14 protein-coding genes are annotated in these 23,327 nt (G+C 41.5%); all 14 read right to left on the bottom strand.

The window, feature by feature from the left end:
• On the bottom strand, nt 1-146 hold a 146-nt coding region (locus BUB08_RS20170), incomplete at its 3' end, for a twin-arginine translocation signal domain-containing protein (RefSeq protein WP_139249798.1).
• Nucleotides 147-446: 300 nt separating this feature from the next.
• Nucleotides 447-2,060: a RagB/SusD family nutrient uptake outer membrane protein gene (locus BUB08_RS18985; RefSeq protein ID WP_073003506.1), complete on the bottom strand. Its 1,614-nt coding sequence runs from the start codon at nt 2,058-2,060 to the stop codon at nt 447-449.
• A gap of 17 nt (nt 2,061-2,077) precedes the next feature.
• Nucleotides 2,078-5,533 carry a TonB-dependent receptor gene (locus BUB08_RS18980; RefSeq protein WP_217651662.1) on the bottom strand — a complete coding sequence of 1,152 codons (3,456 nt, stop codon included), beginning with the start codon at nt 5,531-5,533 and terminating at the stop codon, nt 2,078-2,080.
• A gap of 153 nt (nt 5,534-5,686) precedes the next feature.
• On the bottom strand, nt 5,687-6,694 hold the full coding sequence (locus BUB08_RS18975) for a FecR family protein (RefSeq protein ID WP_073003505.1): 1,008 nt from the start codon (nt 6,692-6,694) through the stop codon (nt 5,687-5,689).
• Nucleotides 6,695-6,830: 136 nt separating this feature from the next.
• Entirely contained in the window at nt 6,831-7,421 is a 591-nt protein-coding gene (locus tag BUB08_RS18970; RefSeq protein ID WP_073003504.1) for an RNA polymerase sigma factor, read from the bottom strand.
• Between the two features lie 252 nt (nt 7,422-7,673).
• Nucleotides 7,674-8,447 (bottom strand): 5-deoxy-glucuronate isomerase, encoded by a 774-nt coding sequence (locus BUB08_RS18965; RefSeq protein WP_073003503.1) that lies wholly within the window; start codon nt 8,445-8,447, stop codon nt 7,674-7,676.
• 285 nt (nt 8,448-8,732) lie between these two features.
• Nucleotides 8,733-11,045: a GH92 family glycosyl hydrolase gene (locus BUB08_RS18960; protein ID WP_073003502.1), complete on the bottom strand. Its 2,313-nt coding sequence runs from the start codon at nt 11,043-11,045 to the stop codon at nt 8,733-8,735.
• A gap of 37 nt (nt 11,046-11,082) precedes the next feature.
• Complete coding sequence (locus BUB08_RS18955; protein WP_073003501.1) at nt 11,083-12,825, bottom strand: dipeptidase; 1,743 nt, start codon at nt 12,823-12,825, stop codon at nt 11,083-11,085.
• Nucleotides 12,826-13,002: 177 nt separating this feature from the next.
• On the bottom strand, nt 13,003-14,109 hold the full coding sequence (locus BUB08_RS18950) for a uroporphyrinogen decarboxylase family protein (protein WP_073003508.1): 1,107 nt from the start codon (nt 14,107-14,109) through the stop codon (nt 13,003-13,005).
• 195 nt (nt 14,110-14,304) lie between these two features.
• Nucleotides 14,305-16,425, bottom strand: coding sequence for a right-handed parallel beta-helix repeat-containing protein (locus BUB08_RS20530; RefSeq protein ID WP_217651661.1), 2,121 nt, complete (start codon nt 16,423-16,425; stop codon nt 14,305-14,307).
• A gap of 175 nt (nt 16,426-16,600) precedes the next feature.
• Nucleotides 16,601-17,356 (bottom strand): glycosyl hydrolase family 28 protein, encoded by a 756-nt coding sequence (locus tag BUB08_RS18940; protein ID WP_073003500.1) that lies wholly within the window; start codon nt 17,354-17,356, stop codon nt 16,601-16,603.
• Nucleotides 17,357-17,396: 40 nt separating this feature from the next.
• Nucleotides 17,397-18,884, bottom strand: coding sequence for a glycoside hydrolase family 28 protein (locus BUB08_RS18935; protein ID WP_073003499.1), 1,488 nt, complete (start codon nt 18,882-18,884; stop codon nt 17,397-17,399).
• Between the two features lie 42 nt (nt 18,885-18,926).
• Nucleotides 18,927-20,399: a glycoside hydrolase family 28 protein gene (locus BUB08_RS18930; protein WP_073003498.1), complete on the bottom strand. Its 1,473-nt coding sequence runs from the start codon at nt 20,397-20,399 to the stop codon at nt 18,927-18,929.
• A gap of 37 nt (nt 20,400-20,436) precedes the next feature.
• A complete protein-coding gene (locus BUB08_RS18925) occupies nt 20,437-23,304 on the bottom strand; it encodes a glycosyl hydrolase (protein ID WP_073003497.1) in 2,868 nt (955 codons plus the stop codon).
• Nucleotides 23,305-23,327: the final 23 nt, after the last annotated feature.

Genomic DNA, 23,327 nt, shown 5'->3' with positions numbered 1-23,327 from the left:
CCTACGCCTACTCCGGCAATGTTCAGCTTGTCGCTTGGCGATACGTGGCCGAAACGTTTGCCCAGCACGGTGCCGGGTACAATGGTCAGCCCGGCACCTGCCAGGGCCGTGGCTTTTACAAATTTCCTTCGGTTAATATTGGTCATGGTATTTAATATTTGACATCGAAAGAAAAGCATGAACACAACAAAACGCTTATTCAAAATGCTACACTCAATTACCAGATCTGAGTTATTTCCCGAAGAAGCACTTCTTTGAAATTCATTTTTTTCACAATCCTTCCGACAATTAATTTCTAATTCAATTATTTGGAGAAAAAATAAGCTGCCAAAAAATACCTGTCGACTTTGAACACCCCGTTTCCGGAAAATCCCGACAATGCAATCATTTTTTGGCAGCCACTCAAGTATCTTAATCTACTTTATAAAATTTATTCTACGTATTTATTAATCGTATCCCGGATTCTGTTTTATGGAGCCAGCAGTTCTATCAATTTCCGTTTGAGGAATCGGGTAAGGCCATGTTTCGCTATCTACTTTTGCTCCTTTACCGTTTGCATACGGAAGCTTAGAGAATGCCTGCATGGTTGAGATAAAATCGCCCCACCTCATTAAGTCGTAATACCTGAGGCCTTCCATTCCGAGTTCGACCCTCCGTTCGTGCTTAATTGCGGCTTTCAAATCGTCTGAAGCTTTTACCTTGTAATTTGACTCGAACTCTTGTTCGGTAACTTCCGGAATCACAATCTGGCGCATATATGCCCAGTCGTCGGTGCGCGATGTTGTTAGGAAAGCTCTCCGCCTAACCATATTGATATAGTTAGCCACTTCCTGCTTGTCACCTCCTGTTTCCAGCAGTGCTTCGGCGTAGGTTAATAATACATCTGAATAACGAATCAGGTAGAACGTCCAGTCGATCTGCCAAAGGCCACCGTCGGGTCTGCGTTGGTGAGGAACATAAGCTTTTCTGCTGTGGTAACCGGTATTATTATCGTATCCGGTATAATTATGAACTTCAATTGATCCGTCATTCTTCATAAATTCGTCACCATCCTGAATAACCGTATGAATTAACCGGGCATCTCCAACTTCGTATTCATCTACCAAATCCTGAGTGGGGCAGTCGCCTCCCCAGCCTCCTAAATTATTTCGGCCGATATTCATCTGCGGCACAACACTGGAGCCGGTATAACCGGGATTGTATTCCCTTAAAATTGTAAAAACAGATTCTTTTGAGAAATATCCGTCTTCATAACTATTAAACAGATCCTGGTAATCGTCCTGAAGTCCAAATGTTCCGGAATTAATAACCTGCCAGGCTGCATCTTTTGCCGGTGCATATTCGTCGAAAAACATATGTACCCTCGCTTTAAAAGCATAGGCAATATCTTTTGTTACCCGGCCAAATTCAGCACTTGGCAAAGAGGCGCTGGTGGGCATATTAGGCTCGTCAATGCACGCCTGCAAATCGTTATAAATTTGCTGTTTAACTTCATCGATACTTCCCCGCGTTAAAGAATTCTTCTCATCTGGAGAAAGGGTTGTTGTAACAACCGGAACTCCGCCAAAGACAGTAACCAAACCGTAATAATAAAATCCACGTAAGAATTTAACTTCAGCGATGTATCTGGCTTTTTCCCCATCGGTTACATAAGCTCCGCCAGCTTTAATCAGCGGTGTTTCCAGTGTAATATTTTCGAGAGCAGTGTTACATTTTGCAATGGCACTGTATCGGTGATTCCACAAATTATTCAACATTACATTTGTTGGCAGAGGTCTTCCACTCCCTACTTCGGTTTTCCGGATACCGTCACCGGCATCGGAGCCTCCTTTATTGGAATCATCGGTAATAATATTCCCCACGTCGTACCACATTACCTGAAAGTTCCAATGGTCGTCCATTGGTTTGTAGCAACCAACAACAGTTTTTATCCCGGCATCTTCAGTCTTAAAAAACACCTCCTCAGAGAAAGACCCTTTTGGCGGATTATCCAGAAAATCTTCTGAGCACCCGGCAATACAAAAGATTAATATGACCAAAAAATAATATTTGCTTTTCATTGTTTAAGTTTTAAAAATTAAAATGTTGCATTAACACCCATCATAAAAATGCGGGATTGCGGATAGAATCCCTGATCGATACCCATAAATTTGGGATCTGAAGAACCAATTTCAGGATCGAGCCCGGTGTAATTGGTTATTGTCAACAGGTTTTGGCCTCCAACCCATACTCTGATGCTGTTGTTCAAATTCTTCAACAACTGTTTGGGTATTGTGTAGCCAAGCTGAACATTTTTTAATCGCACATAGGTTCCGTCCTCAACATACCAATCTGACATTTGAAGATTTTGCCTTGAATTGGCACTAATTGCGAACTGGGTATTTGATGTACCGGCTCCGTTCCAGGCAATGTCAAGCATATCGTCGGGAGCATTGTACCATCCGGCTCCTGAACGAATATCATATTTAATAATATTAAGAATGTCGTTTCCTACCGATCCCTGGAAGAAGATTGACAAATCGAATCCTTTGTATTCGGCACCTAGCGTTAAGCCCCATGTAAAATCAGGGAACGGGTTACCAACCATTGTTCTGTCGGCATCGTTTAATACGCCGTCCGGCCCTTCTACCACATTGCCGTCTTCATCCACTCCGTTTATATCCAAAAACTTAAGGTCACCCGGCAAAGCAGTTGGCTGAATAAGTGCTCCATCTGCGCCTACATACGCATCTATTTCTGACTGGGACTGGAATATACCGTCTGTTTTCCAGCCGTAGAAATAACCAATAGGCATTCCAACTTCGGTTCTGGTATGTGTCATGTTTCCGAGGTGGGTAGATCCGTTAATGGGCTCGCCACCACCAAGGCTTATCACTTTATTTTTAAACGTAAAAAGGTTGGCATCTACAGAAAATCTGAATTCACGAATTCTCTCTTTGTAGCTCACCTCAAATTCGAACCCTTTATTTTCTACACTTCCCGCGTTGGTCCACGGAGTATTGGGATAACCAAACGATGTTGGCAGCGGTACCTGAACCAACATGTCTTCTGTTGTCTTTTTAAAGTAATCGGTAGTGAACGTAATTTTATTATTGAAGAGACCTACATCCAACCCAATATTGATCTGTTTTGTGGTTTCCCATTGGATGTTGGGATTTCCAACGCCGGTGCGTCCTCCACTTAAAAATGGCATTCTCGGGTTACCAAAAACGTAGTAGCCGCTGTTGCCAAAAGTAGACAAGTAAGCTCCACTTCCTATGTTGTGGTTTCCTATTTCACCAGCCCCTAAACGAAGTTTTCCCAGAGAAAGGAAATCGTACTTTTTGGCGAACTCTTCTTCACTGAAAATCCAGCCAACAGAAAACGACGGAAAAACTCCCCACCTGTTTCCTTCTGCAAAATTTGACGATCCGTCGCGGCGAACGTTAACGGTCAGCAAATACCTGTCGTGGTAAGTATAAAAGAACCTGCCAAAATAGGAGTTAATTGAGCTTGTAACATCGTAGCCACTGGCTGCCGGATTTTTCGTTGCTGCGTTTAAAATGCGCTGATCTTCGTTGTTATTGATTGTTCCGTCTTTTGATGCGCCTGTTTGTTCGTATTTATTCTGCTCTGCAGAAGTACCAACCATTGCCAACACATGGTGTAAATCGAATGTTTTTTCGAAAGTAAGGGTGTTGTCCCAAACCCAGTAATTGGTGTTGTAGTACGTCCGGCTAACTCTTGCATCTGTGGAATTCTGATACCCGTTCAGGTAATACGAAGGAGTGAAACCTTTTGAAATACCTCTGCTCAAATCCAGACCAAAATTAGTTCTGAATTTTAACCAAGGAAACAGCGAAACCTCACTTTTCAACCCGCTTTTTATGGCGATTCCTTCCCAAATACTTTGGCCCATTAGATTTACCTGCGCCACCGGGTTAGGTTTATTGGAATAAAGAATACCGGCATATTTTGAGAACGGATTACTGGGCTCGTACCCCGACATCAACTTAGCAGCAAGAAATGAAGGAACATCAACAAGGTTGTCGCGATACACGGGAGTAATCGGGTCCGCCGTCATGGCAGAGAAAATTGTTCCGGAATAAGGATTTGCTTCATCGATATTACGGCGATCTTCATAAATAATACCAACGTTTGCCGACAATTTAAACCAGTCTGTCAATTCTGAATTCAACGTATTCCTCCAGGAGATACGTTCGTAATCGGAATTCTTTACAATACCGTCCTGCCCCATGTAACCAAGGCTCGAATGGTAATTCATTTTCTTTAATCCTCCGGAAACTGCAACATTGTAACTTTGCATCGGAGCATTTTTATTCATAATTTCATTCCACCAGTCGGTACCTTCCCGGCTTCCGGTATTTTTTTCAAGGAACTGAAGAATTTGCTCCCTCTTTTCAGCAGTGGAAAAATCGTCTAAAAGCGCCTGCCCGGTAGCGGTGTACGCTCTGTTTTTAAACTCCATAAACTGCTCTGCGTTTAACATATTGTACCGTTTTTCAGGATTCTGAAAACCAACGTACATGTCGAACGAAACACTACTTGAATATTGCTCGCCGGTTTTACCTGATTTTGTTGTTACCATAATAACCCCGTTTGCCGCACGTGCACCGTAAATAGATGTAGCAGAAGCATCTTTCAGAATTTCGATTGATTCGATGTCGTTGGGATTAAGCCAGCCAATGCCTGACTGAGGCAGTCCGTCAACTACGAAAAGCGGGTCGTTGTTATTAACGGTTCCGACACCTCTGATTCTGACAGCTCCCATAGACCCCGGGCTTCCACTGGTAGAAGTTACCATTACCCCGGCAGACCGTCCCTGCAAAGCATCTGCAGCGGAACGAACTCCCACGTTTTTCAAATCTTCTCCGGAAACCTGGCTGACACTACCGGTTAAGTCATTCTTTTTCATTGTTCCGTACCCAACGGCAACAACTTCTTCAATGCCGATAGATTCGTCCTCCAGTACAATGTTTATAAGGCTTTGAGTACCTACCTCAACTTCCTCGGTACGCATACCCACAAACGAAAACTGCAACGTCGCATCACTCGAAACACCGGCGAAAGAGTAGTTTCCGTCGGCATTGGTTACTGTACCCTGAGTAGTACCTTTTACCACAACAGTTACACCCGGCAAAGGCTGCCCGTTGGTATCAGTTACCTGTCCGGAAACGGCCTGTTGCTGATCGGTCATAGACATTCCCTTCCGGTGGTTACCAGAGGCATCCATTCCTTCCAGGTAAAGAATAATGTGACGATCAAAAATACCATATTCTACACCAGTTCCGGCAAATATTAATTTAAGTGATTCGTCGATTGTTTTGTTGTGAATGTCAACAGTTACTTCCCGGTTGAGATCAACAAAACCAGAACTGTATGCAAAACGAAATTCAGACTGGTTCTCGATTGCGTCAAGAACTTCGGCCACTCTCGCGTTTCGCATTTCCAGCGAAAGCGTAGTAGTTTGGCTGTACACACTTGCATATAAATGCATCAGCCCGATAAAAAAGAACAAAAATGTTAGTTTCATAAGTCTAAAGCATTTGTTCCAAAAAGGAGAGATATCTCTCCCGATAATTCGGATTTTCTTCATAATTTTACAATGATTTAGTACAACAATTTATTTACCATTTGCCGATGGTAAGTAGCCAACCGGAGATGTTGCCGCATCTCCGGTTTTTTCTTAGCCACCAGCTTTTTTTAATTTAGTTTCGTCAGCGCTGATAGTAATAATATCATCTTTTTGCTTCACTTTTATGGGGGTAATATGTTCCATCAGTTTTAAGACATCTCCCAGAGATTCATTTTCGATGGTAAAAGTATAGCGTAGTCTTTTTACGTCATCTGCAAGTTCAAACTGCTGTTTATAACGTTTTTCCAGTTGTTTAATCAGTTCTTCAATAGACTGATCGTGGATATTAATAATTCCTTCTTTCCAGGATGTGTAACGAAAAGTATTTACCATTCCGGCAGAATAGCGATTGTTTAACATATCAATCTGAACCCTTTCTCCCGGTTTCATTTTATAAAACACATCGCCCGATTTAGGATTCTCCAGTTCTACCTGCCCTTTTTCCAGCACAACTTCTATTGAGCCATGAGGTTCATTATATGCTTTTACATTGAATTTTGTACCGAGAACCCTTACAAGCAACCCATTACAATCAACAATAAGCGGCAAATCTTCGTTCTTGACAACATCAAAATAAGCTTCTCCAAAAAGCGTAACCTTTCTGTTTTCTGCAGAATAGTAATTACTGTAGGAAATTCGGGAACCAAAGTTCAGCCAAACTTTCGAACCGTCGGGCAGCTCGACTTTAGACATCTGTCCGTTGTCAGTAACAACGCTGGTAAATATTTCGGGCATAGCGTGGCGCTGATTGATGTAAAACCACGAGAAACTGCCGACGCTCAGAACAAAAAAGAAGATGGCAGCAATCCTCAAAAATTTATAGGTTTTTCTTGAATCCTGCCATCTGCTAAAGCTTCTCTTCCAAAGCTCTTCTTGAAGCCGACTCCAGGTTTTTCCTCCACCAACAGGAAACCAGTCGTGCCCCAAATCACTCTCCCAGTCTAACTTAAACTTACTAAAAACTAATCGATTCTCTTTATGCCGCAGCCATTCCAGCAGCTCTCTTTTTTCTGCTTCTGTGGCCTGGTCTTCAAAATATTTATAAGCGATTTGCCTCATAACATATATTCTATAATGAGTACAATACCGCACACCAAAACCCTACCTCTGATCACAAAAAAATAACATTCAAATTGAAAAAATTTTGAAAGGCGCTTCTGTTTAACTTTTGCAAGCCATTATGAAAAATAAACGACTACAGCAACAACAGGATTAAAATGTACAAAAGCGGATGTTTTTTAAGCAACTGACGGCGTATCTGCTCTTTTGCCCGGGCAATGTGTTTCTCTACCATTTTAATACTAATCCCCAACTCTTCGGCAACTTCCTGCTGTTTCCTGTTTTCAATTTTGCATTTAACAAAAACGGTTTTCATTTTGGCAGGGAGCTTTTCCACCTCCTCCTGAAAAGAGAGGATCAGCATTTCTTCGAGGCTTCTTTCTTCTTTCTCCGAAAAGTCTAACTGATAGAGGTATTGCAGGTCATTTACATTCAGTTTTTCAGTATCGATTTTCTGGGATTCCAAACGCTTATTTTTTAAAACGTTCAGGCACCGATTTCTTGTCATTATAAAGATGAGACTTTCTACACTTCCGTTTAGTTCAATTGAATCGCGTTTTTCCCAAAGCTTAATAAACGTCTCCTGGATGATGTCTCCTACCTCATCATCATCATCCAAAAACAGTTTACAGTAGCCTTTCAAGCGAGGATACAGTAACCGGAATACCTCTTTATACGCTTCCGGATTTCCGTTTTGAAGCTCTCTCCTTGTCTCAACACTGAACATTGTATCAAATTTAGAGGAAAATCCGATAAAAAAAAAGAAGCAATAAGTTTCTAAAACATACTTTTTTGTAACTATTTTACAAATAAGTGATTAGCACACTGACTTATTACAACAAGAAAAAATCCCTCACAACAAGAATACTATTTAACAAAAACATACAGAGAGAATTAAGATTTTATCGCTGTATGTTTTTGTACTACTATTGTAAGGCTAAAAAAACCGGCTTGTAATCTGCTAAATTTTTCGAGTCTATCAATAAATTGGGTCGTTCACCGCCAAGTCGTATCTCCTGCTTTGGGAAGAATGTGCCGCCATAACCCAAAAATAGCAACTCTTCACGCCCGGTATTCCAACCGTTGGATGGTACCCCTCGGGAACAATTACACAATCGCCTGCCGACGCTGGATGCACAAACTCTATTTTCCCGGGCTGCCTGGAACAACAGTGAAGGACAGAACTTCGGTCGGGAATATCGAAATAACAATACGCTTCCTCCAAATCCAGGGTGTGCTGATGTGGCGGCCAGCTCGTCCATGCTCCCGGCTCTCCGACAGTTATTCCGCAGATTAACCGGGAAGCTACATCTTTTTCAGAAACGGTCATAAACACCTCCCGGCTGAACGGTGGCGTGCCATGAATCTGGTGTATCCCTCCAAGCGGAATCGACAAATCATATTCCCGAACAAAATATTCGCCTCTCCTTTCGTACAAACTTCCGCCGAAAAACAGCGAACAGTCGTCTTTTGCCATGATGGTTAGCTGATCTTTTGCCGGCAAATAAAACGAATCAAATTTATCCAACCCACGTTCACCTGAGCTATGCCTGATACTGACGCTCCCTTTAATTACAACACCATTCAACTCCAGCTTTTTATCGCTCAGACTGTAAGACTTTCCCTTTTTTAGGTTTAAACGAAAAACCCAGGTTAGCTTACATGCCGAATTTTCAGGAGTAACTACCTCAAAAAAGCCCTCGTCGATGCTGCTGGAGTATTTCCAAGAGGAAGGGTGTTTTAAATCTTTCATTTACATTTTGTTTTTGAACATATCACATTATTAAAAGGCCAGTAGTCCGTACAAAACATGCGAACTGGAAACTATTTACCAATTAAGAATCATCTCACTATCTGATTCTTTAAAGCAATCTTATTACAATCTGCTCCTCGTTACATCAATGTACGGTAAACTTTTCTCCTATCACTTTCTAACCTTCAAAATACGTTATTTATCTGAATGAACAAATCAAAATGTACCAACATTTTTCAATAGAAATAACAAACCTAATTCCTTCTGAAACTGAAATCAATCAGTTTACTGTTTTCCACCAAACAATTTTCTGTCAGGACGGCTTCCCATCTCAAAAATCAATTCACCACCATTTCTAATTTCCTTATTGGAAACAGACGGCGCTTTTAATGGCTTTCCATTTAGAGTAACCGACCGAATGTAAATGTTTTTATCAGAAACGTTATGCGCTTTTACGACCAAAACTTTCCCTTCACCCAACTGAATCTTCGCTTCTTTAACTGAGGGAGAACCAATTGAATATTCGCCTGAGCCAGGGCAAACAGGATAAAATCCAAGGGAAGAAAATATGTACCATGCAGACATTTGTCCACAGTCATCGTTTCCACATAACCCGTCTGGTTTGTTTAAATACATGGTATTAATAATCTGCTGAACACGTTCCTGCGTTTTCCAGGGTTTGCCTGCCCAGTTGTACATGTAAGCAACATGATGGCTGGGTTCGTTTCCGTGAACATAACAACCAATTAATCCGTCTCGCGTAATATCTTCTGTTTCCGCAAAATATTTGTCGGGCAAATGCATGCTAAACAAAGAATCGAGATGATCGCAGAAATAATCGTTCCCTCCCATTTTCCGAATGAGACCTGCAATGTCTTGCGGAACATAAAGTGAATAGTTCCATGAGTTTCCTTCAATAAACCCTTCATCGTGTGTTTGCAGTGCGTCAAAAGGTTCTTTCCAGTTTCCCTTACTGTCTTTGGCACCCACAAAACCTGTTTCGTCGTTAAACAGTTTTTTCCAGTTTTGCGAACGCTCTTCATAAACTTTAGCTACGTCGTCTTTCCCAATAGATTTTGCCAATTGAGCAATAGTCCAGTCGTCGTATGCGTATTCCAATGTCATCGAAGAGCCGGTTTTATTTTTATCATACGGAACGTAGCCCAACTCCAAATAATCAGTTATATCTCCGTAATACTTATTTGTGGAGGAAGAAATACACGCATCCAGCGCACGTTGCGGATCGAAACCACGAATACCGTTTACCCAAGCATCAGCAATTACAGGCACTGCATGGTAACCAATCATACACCAGTTCTCATTTCCAAAATGGCTCCAAACAGGAAGCATCCCGAGCGTACTCTGGTCGTAATGAGCCAACATCGAATTTATCATATCTGATGTACGTTTAGGCTGAATCAACGTGAGCAGCGGGTGCAGCGCGCGGTAGGTATCCCACAACGAAAAGACAGAATAATTCACAAAACCGTCAGCCCTATGAATTTGGTGGTCAATTCCGCGATACTGCCCATCCACATCCATGTATTCCACCGGATTAATAAACGTGTGGTAGAGCGAAGTATAAAAAGTTACTTTCTTTTCAGGGGTTGCGTCAATGGCTATTTTTTCCAGTTCTTTTTGCCATTTCGCATTGGCATCTGTTTTTACTTTTTCAAAATCGAAATGCGGAACTTCTGCTTTCAGATTTTTCAAAGCGCCCTCCGTACTAACAGCAGAAATTGCAAATTTCACTTTTACCTTTTCTCCTTCGCTGGTTTTAAAATCGAAATGCGTTTTCAGCTTGCGCCCGCCCATTTCCGGGAAATTATTCTCCTGGTCGAATTTTCTCCAGAAGCCTTTATAAACCAAATCCTCTTCGTTTCTGCACCCAAAATTTTCAATCGGTTTTGAAAACACCATAGCAAAATACAGATAGTTGGTTCGTGCCCAACCACTGGTAATGCGATAACCGGTAACCAAGGTATCATTTTGAACCCAGACCTGCGACCACAGCACTTTTCCTTCGTAATTGTAGATGCCGTGTGTTAAATCGAGAATGATGTGGGCATCGTCACTTTCGGGGAATGTATATTGATGAAACCCAACATGTTCGGCAGTGGTCACCTCTGCATCAATCTTATAATCATCAAGTTTTACGCGGTAATATCCAGGAGCCGCTTTTTCTGTTTGGTGACTAAACCGTGAACGGTAGCCAGATTCGGGATGATCTGCGGTTCCCGGGTTCAGTCGCAATTTCCCAACAGTAGGCATAATTAAAAAATCGCCCAAATCGGAGTGCCCGGTTCCACTAAAATGGGTATGACTAAATCCGACAATGGTTGGATCGTTATATTGGTAGCCGGCACAGTAGCGATATACAGTTCCGGTATATTTCCCGTCCACAGCAAATGGAATAGTGTCCGTATCGGGGCTAAGCTGCACCATACCAAACGGCACACAGGCGCCGGGGAACACATGTCCCATTTCCCGGGTTCCAATAAGCGGATCTACATATTGGGTTAGATTTTCGTTTTTGATTTGCGCAAAAGATGTTCCGGCAAACCAAACCGCGATAAAAAGGGCTACTATTTTTTTCATTCTACTACTATTAATGAATTGATTGATTTCTTTATTTTCATTTCTTTTCCACGGGTACTTTCAGCAAATTGCCGGTTCCCTGAATCATCATTCTCTCCCACTCTTCTCCGTAACCCGGATGGTTGGGTCTAGGTGGAATATTTTTTCCGTTTCCATTATCTTTCAATCTCCTGTTTTCTGCTTCTTTCACGTTTCCGTCCATGTATTTCATAAACAGGTAGTGGTAGAAATCTTTCCAGTCCTTTACCAGTTTATTTGCGGTATAAACAGAATATTGAGTGAGGTAATCTCTTGCAGAATCCGGGTTTTCGTCAAAACGTTTTTCCGCCAATAGATCAACCAGCTGTACTTCTTCCACAAACCGGGTCTCCAATTCTTGCTGGTACTCTTTTACTTCGGGATGAATGGTATTGTAGCGCGTGTAAGTAAAATTGGTAAGCTGATTAAAAGTCCAGAAAGCCGACGTCTCCGACCAGCTAATCATCGACCCGTTTCCTTCGCGGTAACTTTCGGGCACTTCTTTAATTCCGCAATAAAACGGAGTGTAAACAGAGCCATCAGTATCGTCAACGCCAAACCATATGATACCTCCCACAGGTGCAGGAAGCCAGTTGCGTGACTGTGCAACAAAACTATATCCTGTTTGCTGGGTTCCGATGGCTCTTTCGTTTAAATATTTTTGCCCGTCCACTTCAAACTCCATCGGGCGCCACCGGTAAGGGCTTTCAAACGGGCCCGCACCAACGCCTTTGGTCATGTCCATCGGAGTTCCTTCGTAGTGGTCGCGCATGGCATTCATAACCTGTTGCAAAGAAATTGCAGAATCAGGCTTTACCCACAAGGGAAGACGATTTGACGGATAGCCATTGGGGTTTGCGCTTCCGTCAGAAAACGCGTCATCAAATTCAAGCTTCCCCATTGCAAAATCAGTAATATTCTGGTTATTTCTGATGTCCTCATTTATTTTTCTAAAAAATGACCAAACACGTGCATCGCAATAACGGGCGCCGCCAAAAGTCATTGGATTATACACATCGGCAAAACTAAAATCTTTGTCCTCGCCTTTATAAAACCCATGTTCTTTGGCAAAAGAGATCACGTCGGAGGAATGATATACTGTTTGCTGAAAATCATCCCAATTATTTGCTTTTTGAAAAGGAAAAGTTGTAATGCGTGCCTGATTTGCATGACCAGAAACACAATCATTAGGAATACGGCGTGCCACCCAGACACCGCCCTTGCCAAATTTGCCTTTACCAATCATTTCCATAATCCATGCCTCTTCTGAATCAGAGATAGAAAATGACTCGCCACCAGACGCATAACCATATTCGGCAACCAGTTCGGTCATTACTTTTATCAGCTCGCGTGCTGTTTTTGCCCGCTGCAAGCCAATGCGCATAAGCGATCCGTAATCAAGAATGGCGTCTTTCTGACCGTACAATGCTCCCATCCCTCCAAATGTTGATTCGCCAACAGCAACCTGAAATTCATTCATAAAATGAACCACCGAATAGGTGTGAGCCACCTGGGGGATTGCTCCCATAAACTTTCCGTTTTCGTAATGATACACTTCGCAAACATCGCCGGGCTGATGGTCGGCAGCGGGCAAAAAAACGGCTGCTCCGTAACGGATATGTGAATCGGCAGCATAAGTTATCATCACCGAACCATCTTGGGAAGCACCTTTTGAAACAATTAAATTAGTACATGCAAATGCAGGTAAAACAATGACATTTAATGCCAGTAAAAATAAAAATACAATTCCTTTATAATTCATACTAAATCATTTAAGCTCCTTCATTTCTGTAGTAATAAAAACACCAAACATGTGCTCCGGCATTTCACACAAAAAAAAAGCAAATTTTAACTGCCTACCGATTTATTGAAAACAAACGGCTACTATTACAGGCAGCCGTCTGTTTTCAAATATATTTGCACCTGTTAAAACTTTTCATTACTCATATATTTTCCCGTGTTTGAGGCACAACTCGATAAATTTCTGTACTCTTTCCGGAGAAACATCATTCTGCAAAATGTGAGCCGGAGCAATCATATATCCACCATTTTTTCCCAGGATATTCATCTTTTCAACAATGTCTTTTTCCAGTTGGTCATCTGTTCCGTTGGGGAGTAAATCCTGTTGATCAATTGCTCCCCAAAAAGCAAATTTATCGCCAAAGTTCTCCTTCATATCTTTGGGAAGATGCCCGGGAACGCCGGGCTGTACGGGATTAAAAACTTCAAATCCTATTTCCCGTATGTCGTCTAACAAGTCAGCTACTGCACCATCGCAATGTAAAATGGGAATAACGTTGGGGTTAGCAGCTTTAAACCGGTCGATCATTTTTTTGTAAATTGGCTTTAACTGCGACCGAAAAATTTCGGGAGGAATAATAAGGCTGGATTGGGTTCCAAAGTCATCGCCAAACCAGATAGCATCCACTCCCCTTTCAATTAGCTGCAATCCAATTTGTGTCTGAAATTCGCCACATGCTTCGAACAACGGAACAACATATTCCGTTTCCATCATCATATCAATAAGCAGTTTTTCCATACCGGCCAGTTGATGGGCCAGCGAAAAAACAGTTACTTCTATATCGCCAAAGACCAAGTAGTCATCATGATATTTTTCAATCAGCCTCTCTGCATCGTCGTATCTACCAGGGGCAAGAGGGTCGGGAAATTTAAAATTATCGATGTCTGATTTTGTTTGCGCATTTGCCAACGGGTAATCAACTACCTCTACGTAAATTGCTCCTTTCCTCATCTTCATCCCATATTCATTCAACCAATGACCATTTTCATCTTTCTCAATTTTATAATCATTGGAAACAGAAGCACCCGTTACAACAACATCGCTTCCCATAGCAACACGTAACTCGTTGGCACTAATCCGGTAAGTTACGTCTTCGTACAAATTATCGGTGTAGTTTACCGGGATGTTTAGCTTTTCTCCAAAGTAGTCGGCCAGCTGGCGGCATAAATCAAACTGAACAGGAATTCTGTCGGGTAATCCGGGCAACTTTTTAAATGCTTTTAATACTCTCTCTCTTGGTTTCATTTGTATAATTTTTTTTGATTTCTGAATGGCCAAAAAGCTTGAATACATTCAGAAACTCACATAAATTTTAATCATTTCTGTTTGTGAATTTTGAATGAAGAAAATTCATGTTCGTTTCATAGTATCGTTCTTAGTTATTAAATTATTAGTCTCGGTTTCTTTTTATGAAAAGGTTGTCTTGTTATGCAAAAATTACTAATTCATTTTTGTCACCCCTATTTGTTCAAAGGGTATTTGTTCAAACCCGGGTATTTTTTCAAAAATTACGGATGAACTCTTCAATTTAAAGTTCTGATTTTCCTTATCTACAAATCCGGGATCGTCTGTTGTTATGTAATTACGTTCAGTAAAATCTAGAAACTTCTTATCGCCCCTGATAATTTCGTTTACATCTACAAATACATTCTGATCGATTTTGTTTCGCTTCGGAAGTGCCGGATTATCGTCCCAATACTTTGCGAGCCTTGGATATTTCTCGCTGTATGGAGGCCGATTGTAATTAATTTTGCTTAATCGCTGGTCAATCACACCACCTTTTTCAATCATCGGTATTGCCCAGTCATACGCCTGCATTCGGTTGTCAACTTTTATTCCGATGGGACAATCAATAAAAATGTTATTGGTGTACATATTGTCACTTCCCCCTCCAATTAGCGAAGGAATGGTTCCTGCTTTGTAAAAAACATTCCCGTAAACTTTCATTCCACATGCGCCATCGTCGTGATAAACAGCAGTTGTGCGATACTTATTTCCAAGATGATGAAAGTAGTTAAACCGGGCTACATTCCCCCTCTCCGAAGGATTTCGACCGTAGTAAAGCGCACCAACATCGTCAGTGGTTAAGCACACATCATGAATTTCGTTGTACTCAATCTGGTGATCATTCCCCTTCAACAAAATAGCAGCGTGGGGAGCATCGAAAATTTCGTTGTTAGAAATGCGGTTTCCCACTCCGTAAATTCTGATGCCCGGGCAATACGTGTTTGCAATTCGATTGAAATTATGGATTGTACAATTAGAAACATAGTCACCGGATCCCTCAAGGGTTTCCCTATTGCCCCCACCCAACCTGATTCCACCCAACCCGGTTTGAAAAACAGAACAGTTATCGATTCCATTATTTTTTCCCGTAACTGTTTTTTCTCCATTTAACGCTCCGGATTTGTCATTCTCAATATTTACAGCATAACCGCCTAAGTTTTTAAAAGTACAATTTGAGAACAGACAGTTTTGAGTTCCGGACATTTCTACTGCAGACCACCTTGCACAATCAAAAGTAATTCCCTTAACGGTGATACTTGATGCTCTTTTCATAGAAAGGAACGGATCTTTAAAAACAGACACTTCGATTGTTTCAGTTTCTTCAGGTGAATAAAAGTAGAGTATCCCTTCTTTGCGATCAACATAATACTCGCCGACAGTATCAACTTCTTCGATTAAATTAAATGCATACCAGCTGTTCCATGGTTTCCCGGAACTAAATCCGTAAATGTGCGATTGGACTGTGGTAAACGTTTTTTCGGTGGTATCAATTGTTGCCAGTTTTACAGCATCGTCAGCCCAACCGTAATTGAAATATCCAAATATCCAGATATCCTCTGAATATCTCCACTTCGACGGGCGCTCCACGCTATACTTAAAAGTTCCTCCTTCTTCTCCATTGTTTTTTTCAGCCTCAACAGCCCCACTGTTTATTACTTCTCCTATTTGTATTGAAGAATCGTTTGGCCACCTCGACAAATGATACGGTTCTCCGTTAATAAATACCTCCATCCACGATGGTTTTTCAGGCCGCAGGAAGCCAAACGGATGAAGCTCGCCATAATCTGTTATTCCGAGCTTTTTCAGATGAACCATACAAATATGTTCGCGACTCTCTCTTGAAAAATATTTTTCTTTGTCTGTTCCCAAAACCGAAACGGCTTTTTCCGGTTCAACAGATATTCCACCTGTAAACCGAACTTTTTCGCCATTATATGGAGCAATAATCAAATTACTATCTGAATCGGCAAATTCAAGTGTTTCAGCAAAATAGTAATCGCCTTCCCTCAGCACAATGTTGAACGGTACATTATTCCCTGACATCCGCTTCTCCCTGACCACATCCAAAGCTTTTTGAATGGTTAAAAACGGTTTTTCCAGGGTACCACTATTTTTATCATTCCCTGCAGGAGAAACAAAAACACTTGTGCTTTCAGAACATGAAAACAATACAAAATAAACAGGAAGAAGGAACAGGGTTCGTAGTTTACTCACTTTATCAAAATTAAATGTAAAAAACAAGGACACACCACCGTCTAGCATTTTTCGTTTCATCTGTATAATATCTTTTGGTTTCTGAGTATTCAAAAAAGTTGAAGACATTCAGGAACCCGCATAAATTTCAGTCATTTCTTTTTGTGAATTTTGAATAACAAAAATTCATGTTCGTTTCATATTTAAATGCAATCATGCAAGCCCTTAGTAGTTTATTTAAACCGTTATGGCAGGATTACTTGGATGCTTTTAACTTTTTCCCTTTTGAGTTGACAGAGCCCGAAACCGAAACATTTTTTGAAGTTCCTTTTGAGCTTAGTTCTTCTCCCAAAGTCTCAAAATAGGAATCGTTAACAGCAAATCCGGTACAATTTGAAAACACAATTCCTTTACTTTCGAGAACTGATGTGCTTTTTACGGTTACACTATTCACCTGAACATTTTTGCAACCTGAAAAAACCTGGACATCACCACACGCATCCTGCAAAATAACACCTTCTATTGTTACGTTACCGCAATCGTTGAAATTTGCCAACACCGGTTTTGCCTGCTTTGCTGTTTTTTCAAGATTCCCTTTTTCTATTTGTTCGTCTATACTTTTTAATACGGCACTGCTGTTGCCTTCAACAACTCCCTTCCCACTGATGCCAATGTTTTCAACGCTATCGGCCAAAATAAGGCCATTGGTTCCATTCACCTCAAAGTAATCGTAAATTGAATGAAAAGCGACTAAAACCGCGCCTTCCTCCAGTTGAATAGTTACATTGGATTTCAGGTAAAAACTTCCGGTAAGATATCGGCCCACATAAAAAACCAGGCGGCCTCCTCCATTTTCGCTGATGTAATCGATGGCATACTGAATAGACCCTGTGTTTAAAGTTACCCCGTCTGATTTCACTCCGAAAAGTGATGCTTTGTAGTCTTTAGCCGAAAGGCTCAGCGCAAACAACAATACGAAAATACTGATTATAAATATTTTACATTTTTTCATTGTACTCTGCTTTTATATTCTTTCTGTAAAAATTCTGAAATTACTCGATAACAACGTTGGCAGATCTGTTTTGAATGATCTGATCCTTCCCTTCACTTCCGGGTTCAACAAATTCTACGTCGTTAAAAGTTGCACCTTTCACATCGTCAATCACAATCGACGGACGATAATCTTTCTCTTCGGCAACCAGTTTTACATTTTCGAATTCTATTCCGTCGGCATGACGTACATAAAAACCCCAGGCGGGCAACTCCTTCCACTGCGAAAACTCGGGATACCTTTTTCGCATTTCAGGAATGCTGTCCAGTTCAGCAGAAGTTATTCCACGATAAGCGTACAACGGATTTCCTGCTCCCGGATATACAATTTCGATGTTCTTCAGTTTTACGTCCTGAATTCTGTAATCTGGCAATCCGACAATGCTTGCCGGGGAAATGTTCCTTGGGTTATCTTCAACAGGCCCTTCGTAATTATAACCCGCATCGGGTTTTGTAATCGGCACTTCGGCATACACATTTGAAATACGGATGTTTTTCATACTCGGTTTTTTCCCTTTACTCCACCGGTCGCCAATACGAAGAAAAATTACATTTCCGGTATTTATTGAACGTACACTGTCTACTTCAATGTTTTCAACCAAACCGCCATCTACGGCAGCAAATGTAATTGCAGACCGGAATGTATCGAAAATGGTTATATTTTTAATTTTGAAATTGCGAAAACCACCACGTGAAACCGTTCCAAATTTCACTCCGTTTGCACTTGAACGCCCTACACAATTTTCAACAACCACATTCTGACAAATGCTGTTTGCATCGTGCGATTTGAAACAGATTACATCGTCGGCAGCATCGAAATAGGAGTTCTTCACTACAACTCCGTCGCAGTCAACAATATCAATCCCATCATTATTCCAATACGACTTGCTGTCTACAGTAATTCCATCTACATACAAATTTTTGCACTGGTCGTAAGTCTGATTCCAGCTGGCAGGATCGCGCAATGTAATACCGGTGATTACAATGTTTGTACATTCTCTGAAATTAATGTTTTGCGGACGCTTCCATTCGCGGGGTCGGTCCAGTTTTAACTCATCCTCATAAATTCCGCGATGAATATATTCAACCAGGTTATTGGCCGTGATGAAACCGCGTCCGTTAATGGTTCCCTTTCCGGTAATTCCTATGTTTTCCTGTTTAACCGCAAAAATCATTGAACACCACTTTGTGGTGGGGTCAATCACATAATCGAACGGATTGGTTGAGCCTAAGATAGTAGCACCTGGTTCTAAATGGAGTGTAACATTCGACTTCAGATAGATGCTCCCTGTTACATAATTTCCCACCTGAAAAATCAACCGGCCTCCTCCTTTTTCGCTAATAAAATTAATGGCGCTTTGTATGGTTCTTGTATTTAGAGTTGTACCATCAGCTTTCGCTCCAAAATCAGACACAAAATAATCTTTGGCCGATGCATGAAAAACAAAAACTGCGGCTACTACTGTTATTAATAATTTCATCTTATTCATGGTTCTATTGTTTTGTTATTGAATAAATTGGGCTACGTATTACTATTTCTGAATAATACCCGTTGATTTATATTTCACCAGTTTTTTGCCTTTTCCCAGAAAATCATATTCAACACTCTTCAGAGCAGCTCCTTTTACATCGTCGAATACAACCGAAGGGCGATAGTCTTTCTCTTTTGCTCTGAGCGTAACATTTTCAAAAGTCAGATTTTTGACATGCCGCACGTAAAAACCCCAGGCAGGCAGTTCTTTCCATTGCGAAAACTCAGGATATCTGTCGGCCATTTCCGGTATTCCGTCCAAATCGGCAGGTTTCGTTCCTCTGTATGCGTACGCTTTGTTTCCTCCGCCGGGATACACAATTTCAACATTTTTTAGAGTTACATTGGTAATATCGTGTCCGGGAAGACCCACAATGCTTGCCGGCGAAATATTTCGGGGCAGATCTTCAACCGGGCCTTCGTAAGGATAGCCGGCATCGGGTTTTGTAGCAGAAATTTCGGCATACATATTCTGAATGGTAATATCGTTCAACGACCCCACGCCTCTTTTTCCCCAACGTTCTCCAATCCGAAGAAAAATTGCATTACCGGTATTGTAGGCAAAAAGACTATCCACAAAAATATTTTCAATTACACCTCCATCGGAAGTAAGAATAGCAATGGCAGACCGATAGGTGTCGTATACCTTGTTATTCACTATTTTGAAATTTTTGTATCCTCCGCTTGTCACTGTGCCAAATTTAATTCCGTTGGCACTCGACCGTGCAACGCAGTTCCTCACCTCCACATTTTCACACATTTTTGTTGCATCGTGCGATTTAAAACAAATAGCATCGTCAGAAGAATCGATAAATGAATTGGCAACCAGTACATTTTTGCAATCCACAATATCGAGACCATCATTATTCCAAAAAGCTTTGCTATCAACGGTAATTTTATTGATTTCCAGGTTCTCGCACTGATCATATACCTGTACCCACTCAGCGGCATTTTTTATGGTTATTTCTTCTATTTTCACATTCTTACATTCACGAAAATAAATTCCTTTCGGGCGCCGCCTTGCCGGGCGGTCGTATTTCAATTCATCTGTAATAATACCTTTATGAACCTGGTCTGTTAGGCTGTAAGCCACTTCTCGTCCTTGTCCATCAATAACTCCACGACCTGTTATTGAAATATTATCTGCATTTTTCGCATACACAAAAGCTGTGTTTGGAGTTTCGATATTGTAATCGTAAATATTTGTAGAACCGACTAAAATTGCACCTTCATGCAAAACAACATGTACATTAGATTTTAATTCAATAGTGCCGGTCAGGTAGCGCCCCACATAAAAATGCAGATGCCCGCCTCCTTTTTCATGAATAAAGTCGATCGCCTTCTGAATTGCCGTTGTGTTTAAGGTAGTTCCATTTGATTTAATGCCGAAAACCGATGCATTGTAATCGGCGGCAAAAAGTTGGATGCACGAAAACAAAACAGCAGTTAGTGCAATAATTCTTAATTTGTTCATAATTGAAATTTAAAATATCAGTTAATACAAAATGCTTTTAATAAATGGTCACAGGGCCAAGTATTCCCATGGATTGAATGGGCTGGTTTTTAGTCCTCAACATTGTAAACCTCTGGGCAGTGCGGTTCTCGGTGAGCGTTTTTACATAGTTCCCCATTGACGTAATTACGTGCACTTCTATTTCATTTTCTCCTTCCCTGAGTATTCCTGAAAGGTTGTAAATCCGGTTACCGTACCATTTTACGCCACAGGATTTCCCGTTGACAAACAGTTCTGAAACTCCCCAGACTTTTCCCAGGTTCAGATAATTCGAACTCTCTTTGTTGAAATTAATTGATTTCCGATAAACAGCGGTTCCTGTAAAATTCACGTAATCTGTTTCTTTCAAATCCTGTAGTTCAAACATTTTAAATGTTTGAATGGAGTTTTCACGGCTGTGCCTGAGTTCTACTTCCCAATCGTTGTTGATAGTTTCAACATTACCGCCACTTACCGGCAGGGGTTTCCATTCCGCCCCGTTTTTCTCTTTACTGAAAACAATAACTCGAGTTTCTGCGGGCCCCAGGTCTATTTCAAAACTATTTTCGCTTAAATAAATGCGGAAGCTGTTACCGGTTTCCGGATCCCAAACCCATGGATACCGGCTCCTGGCAAGCGATTTTGGAAACGAAACCCTGGTTTTATAACTGTCGTGCTTATGAACATTTTGGAAGAAAAACATTTCGCTTCCGTCGTCTGCCTTATGGCGGGTTTGCATGAAAAAACGATTTGGCTTTTCAATTGTCAAGTAGTGAGGCAGATTGTACTCTTTCATCAGGGATTTGTACCACTCCAGAAAACGGTTGTCTTCGGGCTTTGAGATAAGAATAAACCTATCCTTAAATTTTTTCATTTTTTCAACCAATTCCGCAACCTGTTCATCGCGCTGCTTCCAGTTTTTCAATCCCAATGATTTTTCGGGATATTTTTCAATACAGAAAATGCGCCCTCCGGTAGCAACAAAATCATGCAATTTCTGTAAGGTAGAAATTCCTATACTTGTAACTTCAGGCAGGAAAAGGGTGCCGTACTCCTTTGGCCCATAACAGAGTTTACCGTTTTTCACCCGGGAATCGTTAATAATTATTTCTGTGGTATAATCGGCTGCTCCGCCATTTTTGTTAATCGATTCCCAAATTATCGAGGTGTACGAGATATTCAACCTTTCGGGGAAGGGATCGGTTTGTACGCCCATTTCGCCCCACATGTCGTAATTAGCCGGAAGAATAGCCATATCGGTGTACATATCGGAATTCTGCAAAAGAGAAGAGAGGCGTGCTTTATATTCGTTAAGGTATTTAAAATATGGCCACCAGTTATTTTTTTCGCTGTAATACGAACCGTACTGTACCCATCCCGGAAATGGGGCTTCTGCCGGAGAGTAATTAAAGCCGTGCCATACTGAATGCGTAATGCCTGACATGATACTCATGTCGGAACCAATCTTCAACTGTTCGAGTGTGATGTTGAAAACGTTGTATGTATTGGTCATCTCCTCGCAACTCACCACTCTCTTTCCGGTGAGATGAGCTGCCGAAGAAACGTATTTATTAATCATTGTATATCCGCGCCCGCGACGGTAGTCTTCGTCTGACATTTCTTCGCCTACGCGATGTTTCAGCCAGTTGGTTGTCCACGATTCTCCTTCAGGAATGTCGTACCCCAAGCTGCTTTCTAATGGAAAAAATCCCCGACCGTAAGCCTGTGCCCGCGACTTAACGTTCAAATCTTTACACCACTGAAGATAAGTTTTAGTAAACCGTTCGTACAACAATTCGGCTTTTGTCAATTCAAAGTCGAAACGAACCCGTTTGATTTCCTCTGCAAAATCACCGGCTTTTGTTACCCCGTAATTTGGATCAATTACGGCGCCCAAACGCCCCACTTTAAACATCGTAAACGGAAGATAAGGCATTAAATCATAGCCGCGGCGTTTCTTAAATTCGTCGGGAAGATCCTCATTCCAATTACAACCTTCCAACTCCATAGAATCAGAAAACAACGCACGCAAATGGTCAGAAAGCGGGCCTGTCCGTTTTTGAATTGTATCAGACATATGATTGAGGTATTTGCGAACAGCATTGCTGTCCATATGGTTCAGGATAGGTCCTGCCGCTCCAGGAGCGCCATTGATTACATTAGCGAAAGAATCAACCTTCACCAATGCGTAAAACACATATTTGCCCTGCGGAATGTCTACTTTTATTACCTTTTCATTTCGCATTTCCGACAGATCGATCACCTGATTGAGGCTGCTCATCGGCTCCGGAACCAGTTTTAACGACAGGATTTCAAAAGTACGGCTTGGGCACGGGTCGGTAACTCCCGGGTCTACCGTGTCAAAAATATTAAATTGAGAGGTTTCAAAAGTAGTCGGACCTTCCAACGTTTCAGCATAAATAATTGCTACCTGCGCCCGTTCGTTGCGCGGTAATGACTCGGCGCCAAAGGGCCAGCCTGAACCTACTATTAAGTCGCAGACCATATCCAGCTTCTTCGCTTCATCAAAGGCAACCTGCAGCATGTCCATCCATTCGTTGCTCAACCATGTCAGCGATTTAATGCCCAAATCATCGCCCGATGACGGAAATGCTATCGGATTAATTTCTACTCCTCCAATGCCTGCTTCTTTTAACAAATGTAACTCCCGGATAATTTCTTCTTTTTGAACTTTATCGCCGTTCCACCACCACCGAACAAACGGATGATACTTCGACTCCGGATTTCTAAATGCATTTGATAAATTCACATTATGGCTGGCATTATCTGCTAAAAGTGAATCTGTTCCCCACGCGGGGATATTTCCGATTGCAACACATCCGGCGGAGAGTGCCGCACCTCGAATTATAAAAGTTCTTCTTTTCATTCGTCTATTATTGTTTATTCTAA

Origin of the sequence: Mariniphaga anaerophila (assembly GCF_900129025.1) — a bacterium.
In the GTDB taxonomy this organism is placed as follows: domain Bacteria; phylum Bacteroidota; class Bacteroidia; order Bacteroidales; family Prolixibacteraceae; genus Mariniphaga; species Mariniphaga anaerophila.
Note: the sequence above shows the minus strand (reverse complement) of the source record. Positions and strands in the feature narration are given on the sequence as shown.